This window comes from Paraburkholderia sp. IW21 (assembly GCF_041321145.1).
Taxonomy (GTDB): domain Bacteria; phylum Pseudomonadota; class Gammaproteobacteria; order Burkholderiales; family Burkholderiaceae; genus Paraburkholderia.
Window position 1 is genome coordinate 270,401 of record NZ_JBGGWA010000006.1, and the last position, 17,035, is coordinate 287,435.

The 17,035-nt window shown below is 63.6% G+C and carries 15 protein-coding genes; 8 read left to right on the top strand and 7 right to left on the bottom strand.

The genetic code is table 11. The features are described from left to right. Positions 1–377: 377 nt before the first annotated feature. On the top strand, positions 378–1,598 hold the full coding sequence (gene doeA, locus ACAX43_RS16930) for an ectoine hydrolase DoeA (RefSeq protein WP_370709556.1): 1,221 nt from the start codon (positions 378–380) through the stop codon (positions 1,596–1,598). A gap of 61 nt (positions 1,599–1,659) precedes the next feature. Beyond that, the gene (locus ACAX43_RS16935) at positions 1,660–2,754 is read left to right on the top strand and encodes an alcohol dehydrogenase family protein (protein ID WP_370709557.1); all 1,095 of its coding nucleotides are present in this window, start codon (positions 1,660–1,662) and stop codon (positions 2,752–2,754) included. 151 nt (positions 2,755–2,905) lie between these two features. On the opposite strand, the gene ACAX43_RS16940 is transcribed toward ACAX43_RS16935, so the two are convergent. The 7 genes from ACAX43_RS16940 to ACAX43_RS16970 form a co-directional block, all read right to left on the bottom strand. Further along, positions 2,906–4,303: an aspartate aminotransferase family protein gene (locus ACAX43_RS16940; protein ID WP_370709558.1), complete on the bottom strand. Its 1,398-nt coding sequence runs from the start codon at positions 4,301–4,303 to the stop codon at positions 2,906–2,908. 41 nt (positions 4,304–4,344) lie between these two features. Next, complete coding sequence (locus ACAX43_RS16945) at positions 4,345–5,862, bottom strand: NAD-dependent succinate-semialdehyde dehydrogenase (protein ID WP_370709559.1); 1,518 nt, start codon at positions 5,860–5,862, stop codon at positions 4,345–4,347. Positions 5,863–6,005: 143 nt separating this feature from the next. Beyond that, positions 6,006–6,497: an Lrp/AsnC family transcriptional regulator gene (locus ACAX43_RS16950; protein ID WP_370709560.1), complete on the bottom strand. Its 492-nt coding sequence runs from the start codon at positions 6,495–6,497 to the stop codon at positions 6,006–6,008. A gap of 5 nt (positions 6,498–6,502) precedes the next feature. Further along, the gene (gene doeB / locus ACAX43_RS16955) at positions 6,503–7,540 is read right to left on the bottom strand and encodes a N(2)-acetyl-L-2,4-diaminobutanoate deacetylase DoeB (RefSeq protein ID WP_370709561.1); all 1,038 of its coding nucleotides are present in this window, start codon (positions 7,538–7,540) and stop codon (positions 6,503–6,505) included. 112 nt (positions 7,541–7,652) lie between these two features. Further along, positions 7,653–8,654, bottom strand: coding sequence for a cyclodeaminase (locus ACAX43_RS16960; protein ID WP_370709562.1), 1,002 nt, complete (start codon positions 8,652–8,654; stop codon positions 7,653–7,655). After that, positions 8,651–9,655: a hydroxyectoine utilization dehydratase EutB gene (gene eutB, locus ACAX43_RS16965; protein WP_370709563.1), complete on the bottom strand. Its 1,005-nt coding sequence runs from the start codon at positions 9,653–9,655 to the stop codon at positions 8,651–8,653. The genes ACAX43_RS16960 and eutB overlap by 4 nt, the downstream gene beginning before the upstream one ends. A 164-nt stretch (positions 9,656–9,819) precedes the next feature. Further along, entirely contained in the window at positions 9,820–11,217 is a 1,398-nt protein-coding gene (locus ACAX43_RS16970) for a PLP-dependent aminotransferase family protein (protein WP_370709564.1), read from the bottom strand. Between the two features lie 227 nt (positions 11,218–11,444). Here ACAX43_RS16970 and ehuB point away from each other — a divergent pair, with 227 nt between their 5' ends. The 6 genes from ehuB (at position 11,445) to ACAX43_RS17000 (ending at position 17,021) form a co-directional block, all read left to right on the top strand. Then, positions 11,445–12,299 carry an ectoine/hydroxyectoine ABC transporter substrate-binding protein EhuB gene (gene ehuB / locus ACAX43_RS16975; RefSeq protein ID WP_370709565.1) on the top strand — a complete coding sequence of 285 codons (855 nt, stop codon included), beginning with the start codon at positions 11,445–11,447 and terminating at the stop codon, positions 12,297–12,299. Positions 12,300–12,429: 130 nt separating this feature from the next. Then, positions 12,430–13,089, top strand: coding sequence for an ectoine/hydroxyectoine ABC transporter permease subunit EhuC (gene ehuC, locus ACAX43_RS16980; RefSeq protein ID WP_370709566.1), 660 nt, complete (start codon positions 12,430–12,432; stop codon positions 13,087–13,089). Next, positions 13,086–13,745: an ectoine/hydroxyectoine ABC transporter permease subunit EhuD gene (ehuD, locus tag ACAX43_RS16985; protein WP_370709567.1), complete on the top strand. Its 660-nt coding sequence runs from the start codon at positions 13,086–13,088 to the stop codon at positions 13,743–13,745. The genes ehuC and ehuD overlap by 4 nt, the downstream gene beginning before the upstream one ends. 71 nt (positions 13,746–13,816) lie before the next feature. Next, a complete protein-coding gene (gene ehuA / locus ACAX43_RS16990; RefSeq protein WP_370709568.1) occupies positions 13,817–14,644 on the top strand; it encodes an ectoine/hydroxyectoine ABC transporter ATP-binding protein EhuA in 828 nt (275 codons plus the stop codon). A 157-nt stretch (positions 14,645–14,801) separates the two neighbouring features. Then, positions 14,802–15,323: a PH domain-containing protein gene (locus tag ACAX43_RS16995; RefSeq protein WP_370709569.1), complete on the top strand. Its 522-nt coding sequence runs from the start codon at positions 14,802–14,804 to the stop codon at positions 15,321–15,323. A gap of 192 nt (positions 15,324–15,515) precedes the next feature. Continuing rightward, on the top strand, positions 15,516–17,021 hold the full coding sequence (locus ACAX43_RS17000) for an efflux transporter outer membrane subunit (protein ID WP_370709570.1): 1,506 nt from the start codon (positions 15,516–15,518) through the stop codon (positions 17,019–17,021). The last annotated feature ends 14 nt before the right edge of the window (positions 17,022–17,035 follow it).

Consider the following 17,035-nt stretch of genomic DNA (forward strand, 5'->3'; position numbering starts at 1 on the left):
TACCTGGCTTGATTGAATGCAGTGCGGCGGCGGTGCGGATGGCACGGCTATGCAAATCAGAATACAAAGCCATATTCAGGATCTGATTGCTCTAGAACAATTCTTTTTCCGGCGAAACCGGCCGCACCGTGGCGCTACAAGGCTGCGCCCCGATAAGCCGGCATGCCAGTCAGGGACAACACCTATAAGCGCGGCGCGGTGCGACCGACAATGCCGCTCAGTCCGCGCCCCCGATTCAGGTCGGCAACGAAGATTGAACTAGCACATTTAAAGCCGTTTTTCGCGGCATTAGACTGCGGCCAGAAATGCCCACAGGTGGCTCATCGCGTGCATGAGTCACTTCCTTCCGCAACGACGTCACGCTCAGAGAGGGGAAGATGTCAGATACAACGCAACAGGAACCGCGAACCACGGCGCCCGTCGTACGCCTGCCGTTCGAGCGCGCCGAATACGCCGCCCGTATCGGCAAAGCGCGTAAAGCGATGCAAGCAGCAGGGATCGAATTGCTGATCGTGTCCGATCCGACCAACATGGCCTGGTTGACCGGTTATGACGGCTGGTCGTTCTATGTGCATCAGTGCGTGCTGCTCGCGCTGGACGGCGAACCGGTGTGGTTCGGCCGTGGCCAGGACGCGAATGGTGCAAAGCGCACCGTGTTCATGGAGCACGATCAGATCGTCGGTTATCCGGATCATTACGTGCAATCCGCCGTGCGGCATCCAATGGATTACCTCGCCCGTGAGGTGATCGCGGCGCGCGGCTGGGATGCGTTGAAGATCGGCGTGGAAATGGACAACTACTATTTCAGCGCCGCGGCCTATCGTTCGCTCGTCGCTCATCTTCCGCAGGCGACATGGCAGGACGCGACCGGCCTCGTCAACTGGCAGCGCGCCGTCAAATCGCCGCGCGAGATCGAATACATGCGCGTGGCCGCGCGCATTGTTGAAAAGATGCATGCGCATATCGTCGAGCGGATCGAGCCCGGCATGCGCAAGAACGACCTCGTCGCCGAGATCTACGCGGCGGGCATTACCGGCGTGGAGGGTCACGGCGGCGACTATCCGGCCATCGTGCCGCTCCTGCCGACAGGCGCCGACGCCGCCGCCCCGCATCTGACCTGGGACGACACACCCTTCGCCAAAGGCGCCGGCACCTTCTTCGAAATCGCCGGCTGCTTCAAGCGCTATCACTGCCCGCAGTCTCGCACCGTGTATCTCGGCAAACCGCCGAAGCATTTCATCGACGGCGAGCGCGCGGTGGTGGAAGGCATCGAGGCGGGCCTCGCCGCGGCCAAACCCGGCAATACGTGTGAAGACATCGCCAACGCCTTCTTCGCGATGCTGCACAAATACGGCATCGAGAAAAACAGCCGCTGCGGCTATCCGATCGGCGCGAGCTACCCGCCGGACTGGGGCGAGCGCACGATGAGCCTGCGGCCGGGGGACAAGACAGTCCTCGAACCGGGCATGACGTTTCACTTCATGCCGGGTCTGTGGCTCGACGACTGGGGACTCGAAATCACCGAAAGCATCCTGATTACCGAGTCCGGTGTCGAGACCTTCTGCAACACGCCGCGCAAGCTGTTCGTCAAACCGTAAGCCCGTCAACCCCTGTGCCGCCGCGACCGCGTCGCGCACAGGGATACGTGAAAGGGGAAACATGCTTCCGAAGACCATGAAGGCCGTCGTGCTGACCGCCCACGGCGGCCTCGACAAACTCGTCTATCGCGACGACGTGCCGGTTCCCGCCTGCCAAGCGGGCGAAGTGTTGCTCGACGTCACCGCGTGTGGGCTGAACAATACCGACGTATGGGTCCGCGAGGGCGCCTACGGCACGGACGACGACCCGCAAGCCGTCTCCACCTGGCGGCGCGGCCGCTCGACGTTGTCGTTCCCACGCATTCAGGGCGCGGACATTGTGGGACGCGTGGTCGCGGTGGGCAGCGGGATCAGCGATGCGCGTCTCGGCGAACGCGTGATCGTCGATGCATCGATCTATAACCGCGACGACGACAGTCTCGCCGATATCGACTACATCGGCCACGGCCGCGATGGTGGTTACGCCGAATACACGGCGGTGCCCGCGGACAACGCGCATCGCATCGACTCCGTGTACAGCGATGCCGAACTCGCGACGTTCTGGTGTGCGTATCACACCGGTGAACAGATGATCGAGCGCGCCGCCGTCAAACGTGGTGAAGCGGTGCTGATTACGGGCGCATCCGGCGGCGTCGGCTCGGGAATCATTCAGTTATGCCGCGCACGCGGAGCGATTCCCTACGCGGTGGTCAGCAAGGGCAAGGAGGAGGCGGTGCTCAAGCTCGGCGCAGAAGGCGTGATGCTTCGCGACAGCGAGGATTTCGTCGCGGATGTCGAACGGATGACCCGCGGCCGCCCGGTCGACGTGGTGGCCGACCTGGTCGGCGGCGCGCTGTTCGGCAAACTGCTGAACGTGCTAAAGCCGGAAGGCCGTTACACCACGGCGGGCGCCATTGCCGGACCGGTAGTCCAGCTGGACTTGCGCACGATGTATTTGAAGCAGCTACAGCTGAATGGGTCTTCGCAAGGCACGCGCGGGGCCTTCAAACGCGTGCTCGACTATATCGAGGCCGGCACGATCAAGCCGATTCTGGCTGCGACCTATCCTTTGTCGACGTTTCATGAAGCGCAAACGCAATTCATGGCCAAGCGCTTCGTGGGCAACATCGTCGTGATTCCGGATCGGCACTACACACAGGCCGCAAAACAGGCTTGAATTGCAGGCAGACATGACACGCAGCCGGACCCGCGATCATCCGCCGGTCCGGCTGCATTCCATTCACTTCCCGCACGATCATTAAGCATCGGTTGAAACGCCGGCCGCGCGCCGCCAACCGCGGCGGCACACGAACCGGCACGCCGATTCATCAGGCGGAAGCGGCCGGCGCAAGAACCTGGGACGCGACTTCATCCACGGCCGCGCGTGTCAGCTTCACGATCTCGTCGACGTCGCTGCGCGAAGTGATCAACGGAGGCGCGAAGCCGAGAATGTCGCCGTGCGGCATGGCGCGGGCGATCAATCCGCGCTGCAGCGCGGCAGCGGAAACGCGCGGACCGACCTTCAGCGCTGCATCGAACGGTTGACGGCCATCCTTGTCGGCCATGAATTCGAGCGCGGCCAGCATGCCCACGCCGCGTACCTCGCCGACCAGGGGATGAGAATCGAACGCCGCGTGCAGTTGTTCGAGCAGATACGCGCCGGTTTGCGCCGCATTCTGCGTGAGATTCTCGCGCTCGAGAATATCGAGGTTCGCCAGCGCCGCTGCGGCGCAGATCGGGTGACCCGAGTAGGTCCAGCCATGACCCATCGCGCCGAATTCCTGCGACGCCTTGTCGATCACGTCCCACACGCCTTCGCTCACGATCACGCCTGACAGCGGCGCATAGGCGCTGGTCAAGCCTTTCGCCACGGTGATCAGATCCGGCGTGATGCCGTAGTGTTGCGCGCCCATCTTGGAGCCGAGACGGCCGAAACCGCACACCACTTCGTCGCAGATCATCAGGATGTCGTGCTTCTTCAGCACCGCCTGGATCGCGGGCCAGTAGCCGGCCGGCGGCGGCAGGATGCCACCCGTGCCCATCACCGGTTCGGCGATGAAAGCAGCGACCGTATCCGCGCCTTCCTGCGCGATGAGCTTTTCCAGTTCTTCCACACAGTACGCAACGAATTGCGCTTCGTTCATACCGGCCGGCGCCTGCCGATACCAGTGCGGACACACCGTATGCTTGACGCGCTCGATCGGCAAATCGAAATACTGATGGAAACTGGCCAAGCCGGTCAGACTGCCGGTGACGATCCCCGAACCGTGATAGCCGCGCTGGCGCGAGATGATCTTCTTCTTGTTCGGGCGTCCTTTCACGTTGTTGTAATACCAGACGAGCTTGATCTGCGTTTCGTTCGCGTCCGAACCGGACATGCCGTAGTACACCTTCTTCATGCCCTGCGGCGCCCAGTCGATAATGCGCGACGACAGTTCGATGATCGTATCCGTCGAGTGGCCCACATACGTGTGGTAGTAGGCGAGCTTCTTTGCCTGCTCGTAGATCGCTTCGGCAACTTCGGTGCGGCCGTAGCCGATATTCACGCAATACAGACCCGCGAACGCGTCGATAAACGACTTGCCCTGATGGTCTTCGATGCGGATGCCTTTGGCGCCCGTCACGATGCGGCCGGGCAGTGCCCCGCTCGCATGGTCGTGAGCGTGCGTCGAGGGATGCATGAAGTGCGCGCGGTCGGCGTCGAAGAGTGGGTCGAATTGGGTCATGGGGAGCTCCTTCGTGTGATCGATGAATAGGTTGGGTTGGCTCAGACCGTGGTGGCGGCGGCAGTCGCTACGCGGTGAGCGGGAAGGCTCTCGGTTACCGGCAAGCCGAGTTGGCCGAGGCAGAAATAGCGGGTTTCGACAAACGGCTCAAAACCTTCGGCCCCGCCTTCACGACCGAGTCCGGATGACTTGATGCCGCCGAAGGGAATCGGCGCGCCGGTGAATTTCGCGCCGTTCACCGACACCATCGCGAAGTCGAGACGGCGAATCAGTTGAAACACCGTATTGAGGTCTTTTGCGCAGACATACGCCGCGAGGCCGTATTCGGTGTCGTTCGCACGTTCAATGGCTTCGTCGAGCGAGTCGAACGGCGAGACCGCTGAGATTGGCGCGAAGTTTTCTTCGTCGTAGATGCGCATGCCGGGCGCGGCGTCGGCGACCACGGTCGGCTCGAAGAACCAGCCGCCGCGTTCATGGGCCGCGCCGCCCGCCGTAATGCGCGCGCCCTTCTGTTTCGCGTCGGCGACGCGCTGCGCCGTGGTGTCGAATGCCGCCTGATGCATCAGCGGACCGACCTCCACGCCCGCCTCGAAAGCGGCACCCACCTTAAGCAGCTTCACGGCTTCGCTATATTGCGCGACGAACGCTTCGTACAGCGGCCGGGCGACGAAGATACGATTCGCCGCGCAGCAGTCCTGACCCGATGTCTGGAACTTCGCCGCGACCGCCACGTGTACGGCCTGCTCGAGGTCGGCATCTTCGGTCACGATGAAGGGCGCGTTGCCGCCGAGTTCGAGTGCCGTCTTCTTGATGCCGGCCTGGGCCGCGGTCTGCATGACCAATGCACCGACGCGCGTGGAACCGGTGAAGCTCACCGAACGCACCCGGGTATCGCGCACCAATGTTTCCATCGCCATTTGCGGTTCGCCGAGCACGACATTGAACACGCCTGCGGGAAAGCCCGCTTCTTCCGCCAGTTGTGCGAGCGCGAGTGCCGAGAACGGGGTTTCATGCGCGGGCTTCACCACCACGGTGCAACCGGCGGCGAGCGCGGCGGCGGCCTTGCGCGTGATCATCGCGCAGGGGAAATTCCACGGCGTGATCAACGCTGCCACGCCGACAGGCTCGATCACCGTGCCCAGGTGCGCGCCGTCGATATGCGTGGGAATCGTGCGGCCGTTCAGGCGTCGCACTTCATGCGCAAACCATTCGACGAAACTCGCGCCGTAGGCGATTTCGCCGCGCGATTCGGCGAGCGGTTTGCCCTGTTCCAGCGACAGAATCGCAGCCAGATCATGCTGATGGCGCAGGATCAGCTCATGCCAGCGCAACAGCAGTGCCGAGCGCTTGGCGACCGGCAGCCAGCGCCATGTAGAAAACGCACGCTGCGCCGCGTCGACTGCTTCGGTGATTTGCGACGCGTCGAGCATCGGCACGTGGCCGAGCACCTCCTGATTCGCCGGATTCTGCACGGCGACGCTCGCCGCGCTCGCGCTGTGGATCCAGCGCCCGTCGACGTAGCACAGCGATTTGAATAAAACCGGATGACCCAGCAACATGCCGCTCTCCTTTATGCGATGTATGTCTGTCACTGTACGTCCGGCGGCGCTGCGGTTTTTTTGGTTCTGGTGTCACAAAGCCGGTGTTTCTTCTGGAATTCGCCGCGACGTGTGGCGATTTTCTGGCGAGGTCGCCAGATGCTTCAACCGCCGTCGCCGATCGATTGTTCCGCCCAGTCGGGCAAGCCTTCCGCGCTGCTCTTCACCACCTTCGTGACGATGTAGGTAAAGTACTTTTCGATACCCAGTTCGTCGGTCAGCAGCGAATCGATAAACCGCTGATAGTGGTCGATATCGCGTGCGATCACGTGCATCACGTAGTCGACGCCGCCACCCGTCGCATGACACTGCAGGACCTCCGGCGCGGCGGCGATCCGCTCCTCGAAGCGCCGCATGTCCTGCGCGGTATGGCGCGCGAGCGTGACCTCGACCACCACGCGGCTGCCTTTGAAAGCGCGTACCCAGTCGATATCGGCGCGATAACCGCGAATCACACCGCCCTCTTCCAGACGCTTGACGCGCTCCCACGCCGGCGAGATCGACAGATTGATCTCCTCGGCCAGACGCGACTTGGTGATGCGTCCGTCGCGCGCGAGGATGCGCAAAATCGCCAGATCGTAACGGTCCAGTTTCATCGTGCTCAGAGCGTCACCGGTATGCCGCGCTCGACGACGTCGGCCACCACCGCCACCGTATCGCCGATCCGCACGAGGCCCGGAAAATGCCGGGCCGCAAGCAGGCCGCCGCGGCGCGCGCGATATTCGACGGGGGCGACGCCGGTGCGCGAAGCATCGTAAATCCGCGCGATGACTTCGCCGCTTTCAACCGTCTCGCCGAGGTCCCTGCACAATTCCAGCAGACCGTCGTGTTCGCTCGTCGTAAAGCAGCTGCCGTCGGGCATGTCGAGCAGCGTCGTGGTGCGTGGGGCCGAGTACCCGGCTGCGCGTTCAGCTTCGTCTTGCCTGAGAATGCCCGCATGCTGCAGGAAACCCCGCACGCCGCGCTCCGCCACCGCCACGCTTTGCACCGTTGCCGTACCGCCGCCGCCGAGTTCGGTCGAGACGAACACCTTGCCCGCTTCCTCGACCGCCGTGTCGTACAGGCCTACGCTATCGAGTTCGAGCATCCGCATCGAATACGGCGCGCCGAATGCGCGCATCGCCGCTTCGCACCGGGCCTGCTGGTCGGCATCCGGCAGCAGGTGAATCGCGGCGAACGGCACGAAGTCGAGCGTGCGGCCGCCGGCGTGCAGATCGAGCACGTAGTCGGCGAGCGGCAGCAGATAGCGTTGAAAATAATCGGCGATCTTCTCGGTGACCGTACCGTCCGGCTTGCCGGGGAAGCTGCGATTCAGATTGCCGCGATCGATCGGTGAGGTGCGGCTGCCCGCGCGGAACGCCGGAAAATTCATGAACGGCACGATGATCACGCGCCCTTTCACGTCTTTGGCTTTCAACGTTGCGGCCAGCTTCGACAAGGCAATTGGGCCTTCGTATTCGTCGCCGTGATTGCCGCCCGTGAGGAGCGCCGTCGGTCCCTCGCCGTTGCGGACCACCGTGACCGGAATCATCTCCGCGCCCCACGCGGACGTGTCGTGTGAATGTGGCAGCTTCAGAAAGCCGTGTTGTTCGCCGTCGGCATTGAAATCGACCGTCGGCTGAATAGGTGATGCCCGCATATTTCTTACTCCCTCACGTACAGCTTGCGCGGCGTGTTGTAGAACGTTTCGACGCCGGAACACTTACGCTCGTATTCCGTTCCCGTTGTGTTGTTGCAGACATCGTTCCCTCTCAGCGCTTCATGTCATTGCGGAAAATCGTCCCTGCCCCCGCAGCATGCGCTCGCTTCAATGCGAGCGCGGCGATCGCGGTGTCCTGCGCGCCGGTGCCGGTCAGGTCGCAGATCGTCACGTCGGTTTCATTGGCGCGGCCCACGGCCCGTTCGGCAATCACCTGGCCCAGCTCCGTTATCACTGCATCGGCGCGCATCACGCCGGCATTCAGCGCGTGATGCAACTCGCCCAGCACGCGCGTTTGCTGCGCGCGGTCGCACACATAGCGTGCCGCCGCGAGCGCAGCCGGCGCGATTTCATTCTTGTGCTCGGCGTCCGAACCCATCGCCGTGATGTGCAAACCTGGATGCAGGTCCGTGGCTTCGATCAGCGGTGTGCGGCTTGGGGTGGTGGTGATCGCAACGTCCGCCTCGGCGAGCGCGTGATGGACATCGCGTGCAACATCGCATTGCACACTAAGCGAGGCGGTCATCTCCGCAGCGAAACGTTGCGCATTGGCCGGATCGCGCGCCCATACGCGCACGCGTTCGACGCGACGCACCAGCATCAATGCCTGTAATTGCAAACGTGCCTGCTCGCCGGCGCCCAGCACCGCGACTAGCGGCGTGTGCTGTTTCGCCAGCCAACGCGCCGCGACCGCGCCGGCGGCGGCGGTGCGCACGGCCGTCAGATAACCGTTGTCGAGCAGCACCGCTTCGGTCAGGCCCGTCTTTGCCGACAACACCAGCATCAGCCCGTTCAGACTGGGCAAGCCGAGCGACGGATTGTTGAAAAACCCGGGGCTCACCTTGATCGCGAAACTATCGAAGCGCGGCAGCCAGGCCGTCTTGACGTCGACTTCGCCGTTGCGTTCGGGCAGATCGAGACGCAGGATCGGTGGCATCGCGACGGCTTCGGTGGCGAGTGCGAGAAAGGCTGCTTCCACCTGATCGATGGCGGCAAGGTCGAGCGGCACGAGTTCGCGAAGCTCAGCTTCGCCGAGGAGCGTGATCGAGGTCATGGGGCAGTGTGCGAGGTGAGTTGGGGCGACGCGGCATCGACGATGCGGCGATGCAGGTCCATATCGATGTTGGCGCCCGTCACGATCAGCACGAGCGGCCCGCGTTTGACACGCTCGGCGGGCAACGCGCCATCGAGCAAAGCGGCGATGCCTACCGCCGCCGCGCCTTCCACGACAAGCCGTTCATGCCGGTATGCATGCGCGATGCCGCGTGCGATCGACGCCTCGTCGAGCAGCACGGTTTCGTCGATCAGATCGCGCGTGAGCTCATACGTATAGCGGTTTTCGAGTCCGATGCCGCCGCCGAGCGAATCGGCGAGCGTGTCGACTTCCTCGATCAGCACCGGCTGGCCGGCCGCGAGACTGGCATGCATCGCGGCGCCACGCACCATCGTCACGCCAGTCAGGCCGATCGCGCGATTCGCGCTTCTGGCCGCGAATGCAATACCCGCGAACAGGCCGCCGCCGGACAGCGGCACGACAATGTTCGCGACATCCGGCAACGCCTCGACGATTTCGAGTCCGATCGTCGCCTGACCGGCGATCACGTGCAGATCGTCGAACGGCGGGACGTAGGCAAAACCTTCTTCGCGTACCAGTCTCAACGCTTCATGTTCGGCCTCGTCCTGGCTTCTGCCGACAATCCGCGCTTGCGCGCCGAGTGCGCGCACGGCTTCGACCTTGTTCCCCGGCACGAGCGCCGACAGGCAGACCGTCGCCTCGATACCCAGCGCGCGGGCCGCGTGCGCGACCGCGCGGCCGTGATTGCCTGTCGAGGCGGTCACGACTTTCCGGCAGCCCTGTTCGGCGAGCCGGGCGAGGGCGTTGGTGGCGCCGCGCAGCTTGAAGCTGCCGGTCGGCTGCACGGTTTCGAGTTTCAGAAACACCGGTGTGCCGGCCCGCGCCGACAAACTCTGCGATTCGATGAGCGGCGTATGACACACGCGCCCTTCGATACGGCGACGCGCGCGGTAGACATCGGTAAGCGACAGAACGGACATGAACTCGGCCCTGCACGAAAGGGTTCAATTCCGATGCTGTCGCGCCTGCGTTGTCACGCTGATTGCGGCCGCATCGTTTTCAATGCAGCCCAGTCTAATGTTCTAAAAAACGATTTCCATTGTCCTAGTTCATTTCAGGCGAGAAGCGCCAAATCCGCTCCACGTCAGGTGAAATCGTGCACCTGCGGGTACTGCTCGAATACGTCGCGCATCGTTTCCAGCGCGGTCTTATAGGTCTCTTCACCGACCTCGGCGCCAACGCAGACGCGCACCGCATTCGGCCGGTCCGCGTCGCGCACCAGAAAGGGGTCCGGCGAAGTCACGGCAATATCGCGGTTGCGCAACTCCCTCACCAGACGATCGGTACGCCAGTGGTCAGGCACGCGCAACCACGCGGACAGCGCCTGGGGATGCGCGCCAAGCACATAGCTGCCCAGCGTTTGCTGCAATTGCGCCTGACGCCGCCCCAGAAGTTCGCGCTGTATTTCTACAAGCCGTTCGGCCGTTCCATCGACGATCCAGCGCGTTGCCACCTCGGCCATCGGCGAAGTCGCCATCCAGCTGCTCACCCGCAGCACGCTTTCCGCGCGTAGCGCGAGCCGTCGCGGGGTGGCGAGATAGCCGATCCGCAAACCGGCCATCACCGACTTCGTCAGGCTCGTGCAATAGAACGACAACTCGGGAATCAGACTCGAAATCGGCGTGCCGGCCTTCGCCGGCAAAGGACCGTAGACATCGTCCTCGATCACGTAAACGCCGTAGCGCTCGGCGATTTTCGCAATCGCGCGGCGCCGCGAGTCGGGCATCAGCGCGACCGTGGGGTTGTTCAGGGTAGGCGTGCAGACAAGGGCCGTGATGCGCTCGCTATCGCACATCTCCTCGAAGTGTTCGGGGTGAATTCCGTACTCGTCGATCTCGAGGCCCTTCAACGTAAACCCCAGTACGTTCGCCGAGCCGATCACGCCGTGATCCGTGAGGCTTTCGCACAGAACCGTGTCGCCCGGCCCCACCAGCGAGGCCAGCGCCAGAAAGATGCCGTGCGCGGCGCCATTCGTTACCAGCAGCGTATCCGCCGAGGCCGGCATGCCCAGCGACGCGAGCCACGCGATCCCCGCCTGCCGATGATGCTCGAAGCCCGCAATGGGCCGGAACGCGCGAATCCACGGCTGGTCGTCGAGCGTCGAGAGCGTTGCGCACACCTTGCGCCACATGGCGTCGTGCTCCGGCGTATGGATGATGCGCGCAATCGAAAAATCGACCACCGAGCGCTCGGCGGTGTCGAGCATGTAGCTCGACATGGTTTCGGTGACGCGCGCCGCCACGAAGCTGCCGCGCCCCACCTCGCAGCGGATCAGCCCCTGCCGCTCCAGCTCCTTATAGGCGTTGGTCACCGTCTGCACGCTGATCGCCAGTTCCGCGGCGACGTCGCGCTGCGGCGGCAGCCGCGCGCCCGCCGGCAACGACGCGTTTTCGATGTCGCCCGCGATCGCCTTGACCAGCCGCTTATATTTCGATTCCACGCCGTGCACCGCGCGCACGGCATCCCGCCACTGCTCGATCACCGCTGTCCTCCGCTATTGTCGGATCACGCATTTACGCTTCGCCCCCATAGTGCGGCCAAACAGTGCATGAAAATTATTGTCCTAGAGCATTCGCAAATAAAAAAATGGCTTTGTATCCTGCATTCACGAGTGCAGGGGCGGCCGCGCGGATCAGCCGCAGCCGGCTTTCGCCGTGCCGCGGCGCATGTTGCACCGCGACATTCAACACGCCACGGAATGGGATCGATATGAAAGCGAAACGCACTTCAGGATTGTTGGGAGCCCTCTGCGTCGCCGCGGCGGCTCTGACGATGCAGGCTCAGACCGCATCCGCGGAAACGACGTTGCAGCGCATCCAGCGCACCGGCGAGGTGCGCATCGGCTATGCGAACGAAGCGCCGTTTGCCTACACGACCCCCGACGGCAAGGTCACCGGCGAATCGCCGGAAATCGCCCGCAAGATTTTCGCCAAAATGGGCGTGAAGAAAGTGGACGGCGTGCTGACCGAATGGGGCTCGCTGATTCCGGGCCTGCGCGCGGGCCGTTTCGACGTGATCGCCGCCGGCATGTACATCACGCCGGAACGCTGCAAACAGGTGGCGTTCGCCGATCCGCAGTACCAGATCCAGGACACGCTGCTCGTGCTGAAGGGCAATCCGAAGAATCTGCACAGTTTCGGCGACATCGGCAAACAGCCCGACCTGAAGCTTGCCGTGATGGCCGGCGCCGTCGAGCTCGCCAATTCACGCGATGCGGGCGTGAAAGATGCCCAGTTGATGCAGGTGCCCGACACCACCGCGCAACTGCAAGCCGTGCGGGCGCATCGCGCCGATGCGGCCGCCGGCACGGCGTTGACGATGAAAGGCCTCGCCGCCAAAGACGCCGACCAGGTCGAAGCCGTCGCGAAGTTCACGGACGATCCGAAGCACACCGGCTACGGCGCGCTCGCGTTCCGTCCGGAGGACACCGATCTGCGCGATGCGGTCGACAAACAATTGCATGCGTGGCTCGGCACGCCCGACCATCTGCAAACGGTCGCGCCGTTCGGCTTCGACAAAACGAATCTGACGACGCGTACCGCCGCTGACATCTGCGGCAAGTAGTGGCCCGCGCCATGCCCGGCTCATCGGCAACGCGATATCGAAGGCCGGCCCGCACCGGTCATGAAGCCGATCATGAAACGTAAGGCACGCGCAACCGCACGCGCCGTCGTCATGCAAGCGAGGAACCGCCATGCGTGAACTGTTTCCCCTGCTGCTCCAGGGCACCCTCGTCACGATCGAGATCGCCGCGTGCAGCACCGTGCTCGCCATCGTCATGGCATTCGTCGCGACGGCCGCGAAGCTCGCACCGTGGGCGCCGCTGCGCTGGCTCGGCAATGCCTATGTCGAGATCTTTCGCGGCACATCGTTGCTCGTGCAGTTGTTCTGGTTTTTCTTCGTGCTGCCGTTGCCGCCGTTCCGGATCGAGATGACGCCGTTTACCGTCGCGATCGTCGGGCTCGGCTTGCACTACGGCGCGTACGGCTCGGAAATCCTGCGCGGCGCGCTGCGCTCGGTGCCGGGCAGCCAGTTCGAGGCGGCGCTCGCGCTCAACCTGTCGCCGCTTACCCGGATGCGCCGCATCATCCTGCCGCAAGCGATGATCAACGCGTTGCCGCCCGCCACCAATCTGATGATCGAACTGCTCAAGGGCACCTCGCTGGTGTCGCTGATCACGCTGTCGGACTTGACGTTTCGCGCCCGGCAACTCGATGAGGCCACCTTCAAGACCGCGCAGATTTTCATGCTCACGCTCTTGATCTACTTCGTGCTCGCGCAGATTCTCGTCGCGCTGATGCGGCATTTCGAGCGCCGCGTGAGTCATGGCATCAATCAGAGGGCCGTCCGATGAACAGCTTCTTCGATCTGCACTACGCCGCGCGGATTCTGCCCGCCCTGCTGCGCGCGTCGATGTACACGATCCTCATCACGTTGATCGGTTTCGCCGTCGCGCTGGTGCTCGGACTCGTGTTCGCGGTGCTGCGGCGCAGCCCGATCAAACCGCTTGCGCGGACCGTTGGGTTCGTCGTCGAATTCATTCGCAGCACGCCCCTGCTCATTCAGGTCTACGTGCTGTTCTATGTGCTGCCGGTGTACGGCATCACGATGTCCGCGCTGACCGCGGGCACGGTCGGTATCGCGCTGCACTATGCGTGCTACACGTCCGAGGTGTATCGCGCGGGTTTGAACGGCGTGGCGCGCGGCCAGTGGGAAGCGGCGTGCGCGCTGTCGCTCTCGCCGTGGCGCACCTATAGCGGCGTGATCCTGCCGCAGGCGATTCGCCCGGTGATTCCGGCCCTCGGCAATTACCTGGTGGCGATGTTCAAGGACACGCCGGTGCTGTCCGCGATCACCGTGGTCGAATTGATGCAGCAGGCCAAGAACATCGGTTCGGAAACGTTTCGTTATCTCGAACCGATCACCCTGGCGGGTATCTTCTTCCTGCTGATCAGCGTGACCTTCGCACAACTCGTGCGGCGGCTTGAAAGCGGACTGAGGTTGCCGTGACCATGAAGACCGACCTCGATGCCCGCGACGCCCCCACTCCTTCGCATCCGCACCTATCCGTGGAGAACCCGATGAAACGAGACGATCCCGCCGCCATGCTCGGGCCGCGAGCCAACGGGCCAGGCGACGCGCCGATGGTGCGCTTTGCCGGCGTGACGAAGCGCTATGGTGCGCTGACGGTACTCGACGAACTCGATCTGGAAGTCGGCCGCAACGAGAAAGTGGCGATCATCGGCCCGAGCGGTTCGGGCAAATCGACACTGTTGCGCGTGCTGATGACACTCGACCCGCTGACCGACGGCATGATCGAAGTGGACGGTGAACCGCTCACGCACATGCCCAGGAACGGCGTGCTGGTACCGGCTTCGATCAAGCATCTGCGGCGCGTGCGCAGCAAGATCGGCATGGTGTTTCAGAGCTTCAATCTGTTTCCGCACATGACCGCGCTCGCCAACACGATCGAAGCGCCGATCCAGGTGTTGGGGTTCTCCCGCAAGGAAGCGACCGAGCGCGCCCGCGATCTGCTCGCGCTAGTCGGCCTCGAAGACAAATGCAATCACTACCCGTCGCAGCTGTCCGGCGGCCAGCAGCAGCGCGTGGCCATTGCGCGCGCGCTGGCAATGCGGCCAAAGGTGATGCTATTCGACGAAGTCACCTCGGCGCTCGATCCTGAACTGTGCGGTGAAGTGCTGAACGTGATCCGGCGCCTCGGCAGCGAGCACAATCTGACGATGCTGATGGTCACGCATCAAATGGGCTTCGCGCGCGAATTCGCGGACCGTGTGTGTTTTTTCTCGCAGGGCAAGATTATCGAACAGGGTGCGCCGCAGCAGTTCTTCACCGCGCCCCAGCATGAACGGACGCAGCAATTCTTGCGGGCGGTGAAGGAAGCGGTTTGAGACCGCTGTAGAGAAAGTCGACCGGCGGACGATCTTCGTGGGAGGGGCTATACTTGCCGCATCGTCGGCGCCCAGTCGTGGTGCGACGGCTTCATCAGGCAGCGCTGCTTTTTTGGACGGACGAATGGAGCCGTGAATCAGAAGAAGGATAGGTGCGATGGCCAATCAGGTAATTTTCAGCGGTGCGCCGTCGCAGGCCTGCAATCTTCCGGCGCTCCTGAAGGGAGGCGCTGTCATGGCAATGATCGGCGCCATTCATGTCTGCGCGTCGAACTCTTTCCCGCTTCAGTGGCCTGTGCTGCTTGCACAAGCCGGCGCGGTTCTGATCGGTGTCGGATTGCCGTTCGTCAAGACCGCGTTCACCCGAATCGTCATTGATACCGCGCGGATTACCTGGACGCAGGGCATTCTGCATCGCCGGGCGTCAAGTCTGGCGCTTTGCCGGATTCAGCACGTCACCTCGATTCACCCCTGGTGGCAGCGCCTGTTCGGCACCGGCACGATTATCCTGACGACCAACGATCCCGCTCATCCTGTGAGGCGCTTGCCGGCCATCAAGGGTGCGGACCGTCTCCGCGAGAAGCTTGCCGAGGCGGTAGCCATGCGTCACGAACCGCTTAATTCCCTGAACACGGATGATTCAAACGCCCCTGATTACTCTCAGGCGCGCGGTATTTGAACAGACTCCAGCGCGCTGACTACGTGATCTCGTGCGCAAGCGCAGCGATCGTCCATGCTAGGCTACGCGCAGATAGCGTCCCGTACGGCGAATTCCGGCGTCAGGAAAGGAAACATCGAAAGTTCGGGTAGCCTGAAAATTCCCGTCCGCTCCCCTCGCTTAGGCTAAACGCAGGCGATAGAAGGTGGATCGATGATCGACATTCACCAGCGTAGTGTCCGGCGGCGACGGCTGTGCGTCGCGCTTTGCGGCTGCGCCGCAGTGGCCGGCTGCATGGTCGGTCCCGACTACCGCACGCCCCCCGCGCCAGCTACCGACTCCTACACCGCCGCGCCGCTGCCCGGGCAGACGGCCTCTTCTCCGGGGGCCGCCGGCTTGCCGCAGCGCTTTGTACCAGGACAGGACATTCCGGCCGCCTGGTGGGCGCTCTTTCATTGCGAGCCGCTCGACGCGCTGATCCGTCAGGCCCTCGTCAACAGCCCGAACATCGCCGCGGCGCAAGCCGCATTGCGGCAGGCGCGCGAAAACTTCTCGGCGCAAGCCGGCGGCACCCTCCTGCCCAGCGTCGACGCGCAACTTGGCGCCACGCGCGAAAAATTGAACGGCATCGCGTTCGGCCAGCCCGGCGTCATCGATGAGTTCAATCTCTACAACGCATCGGTGAATGTGTCGTACAAACTCGACGTGTTCGGCGGCGCACGGCGCGAACTCGAAGCGTTGCACGCGCAAGTCGATTACCAGCGCTTCCAGTTGCAGGCCGCCTATCTTGCGATGTCAGCCAACATTGTGACGGCGGCCGTCAAGGAAGCGTCACTGCGCGCACAGATCGAGGCAACCGGGCGGATCGCCGCGGAAGAAGAGGAGCAACTGGGCGTACTCGGCAAGCAGTTCGAACTGGGGGGCGTGGGCCGCACGACGGTACTCGCGCAGCAGACCCTGTTGGCGCAGACCCGCGCAACGCTGCCGCCGCTGCAACAACAACTCGACCAGGTGCGTCACCAGCTCGCCGTGCTGGCCGGCAAACTGCCCAGCGACGCCGCGTTGCCCGAATTCAAGCTCGACATGTTTTCGTTGCCCGAGACGCTGCCCGTCAGTCTTCCGTCGGCACTGGTGCAGCAGCGGCCCGACATCCTCGCCGCCGACGCCGTGCTGCATCAGGCCAGCGCGCAAATCGGCGTGGCGACCGCGGCGATGTATCCGCAGATCACCCTGTCCGCCAGCTACGGCGCCGAGGCCCTGACACCGGCACAGGTGTTCAAGGCCGGCAGCACGATATGGAGCCTGGGCGCCGGCCTGCTGCAGCCGGTCTTCCACGGCGGACAGTTGAGTGCCCAGAAGCGCGCGGCCGAGGCGGCGTACGAACAGGCCGACGCGCAATATCGTGAAACGGTGCTGCTGGCGTTCCAGAACGTCGCGGACTCGCTGCGCGCGCTCGATCACGACGCGACCGGCCTGAAAGCGCAGACGGATGCCTCGCGCGCAGCAAGCGACTCGCTGGAACTCACGCGCGGGCAGTATCGCATCGGCGGCGTGAGCTACCTGTCGCTTCTCGATGCCCAACGCCAGTATCAGCAAACGGTGGTGAGCCTCGCGCAGGCACAGGCATCCCGCTACGCCGACACCGCTGCGCTCTTCCAGGCGCTCGGCGGCGGCTGGTGGAACGCCGCTGCGCCGGCCGCCGCCGCAACGACGCATTGACATAGTCCGACAGG

Coding starts and splice junctions, on each gene's coding strand:
- ehuD (WP_370709567.1), top strand. CDS start 13,086: ATGAACAGCTTCTTCGATCTGCACTACGCCGCGCGGATTCTGCCCGCC.
- ACAX43_RS17000 (WP_370709570.1), top strand. CDS start 15,516: ATGATCGACATTCACCAGCGTAGTGTCCGGCGGCGACGGCTGTGCGTC.
- ACAX43_RS16995 (WP_370709569.1), top strand. CDS start 14,802: ATGGCCAATCAGGTAATTTTCAGCGGTGCGCCGTCGCAGGCCTGCAAT.
- ACAX43_RS16950 (WP_370709560.1), bottom strand. CDS start 6,497: ATGAAACTGGACCGTTACGATCTGGCGATTTTGCGCATCCTCGCGCGC.
- ehuA (WP_370709568.1), top strand. CDS start 13,817: ATGAAACGAGACGATCCCGCCGCCATGCTCGGGCCGCGAGCCAACGGG.
- eutB (WP_370709563.1), bottom strand. CDS start 9,655: ATGTCCGTTCTGTCGCTTACCGATGTCTACCGCGCGCGTCGCCGTATC.
- ACAX43_RS16960 (WP_370709562.1), bottom strand. CDS start 8,654: ATGACCTCGATCACGCTCCTCGGCGAAGCTGAGCTTCGCGAACTCGTG.
- ACAX43_RS16945 (WP_370709559.1), bottom strand. CDS start 5,862: ATGTTGCTGGGTCATCCGGTTTTATTCAAATCGCTGTGCTACGTCGAC.
- ACAX43_RS16940 (WP_370709558.1), bottom strand. CDS start 4,303: ATGACCCAATTCGACCCACTCTTCGACGCCGACCGCGCGCACTTCATG.
- ACAX43_RS16935 (WP_370709557.1), top strand. CDS start 1,660: ATGCTTCCGAAGACCATGAAGGCCGTCGTGCTGACCGCCCACGGCGGC.
- doeA (WP_370709556.1), top strand. CDS start 378: ATGTCAGATACAACGCAACAGGAACCGCGAACCACGGCGCCCGTCGTA.
- ehuB (WP_370709565.1), top strand. CDS start 11,445: ATGAAAGCGAAACGCACTTCAGGATTGTTGGGAGCCCTCTGCGTCGCC.
- ehuC (WP_370709566.1), top strand. CDS start 12,430: ATGCGTGAACTGTTTCCCCTGCTGCTCCAGGGCACCCTCGTCACGATC.
- doeB (WP_370709561.1), bottom strand. CDS start 7,540: ATGCGGGCATCACCTATTCAGCCGACGGTCGATTTCAATGCCGACGGC.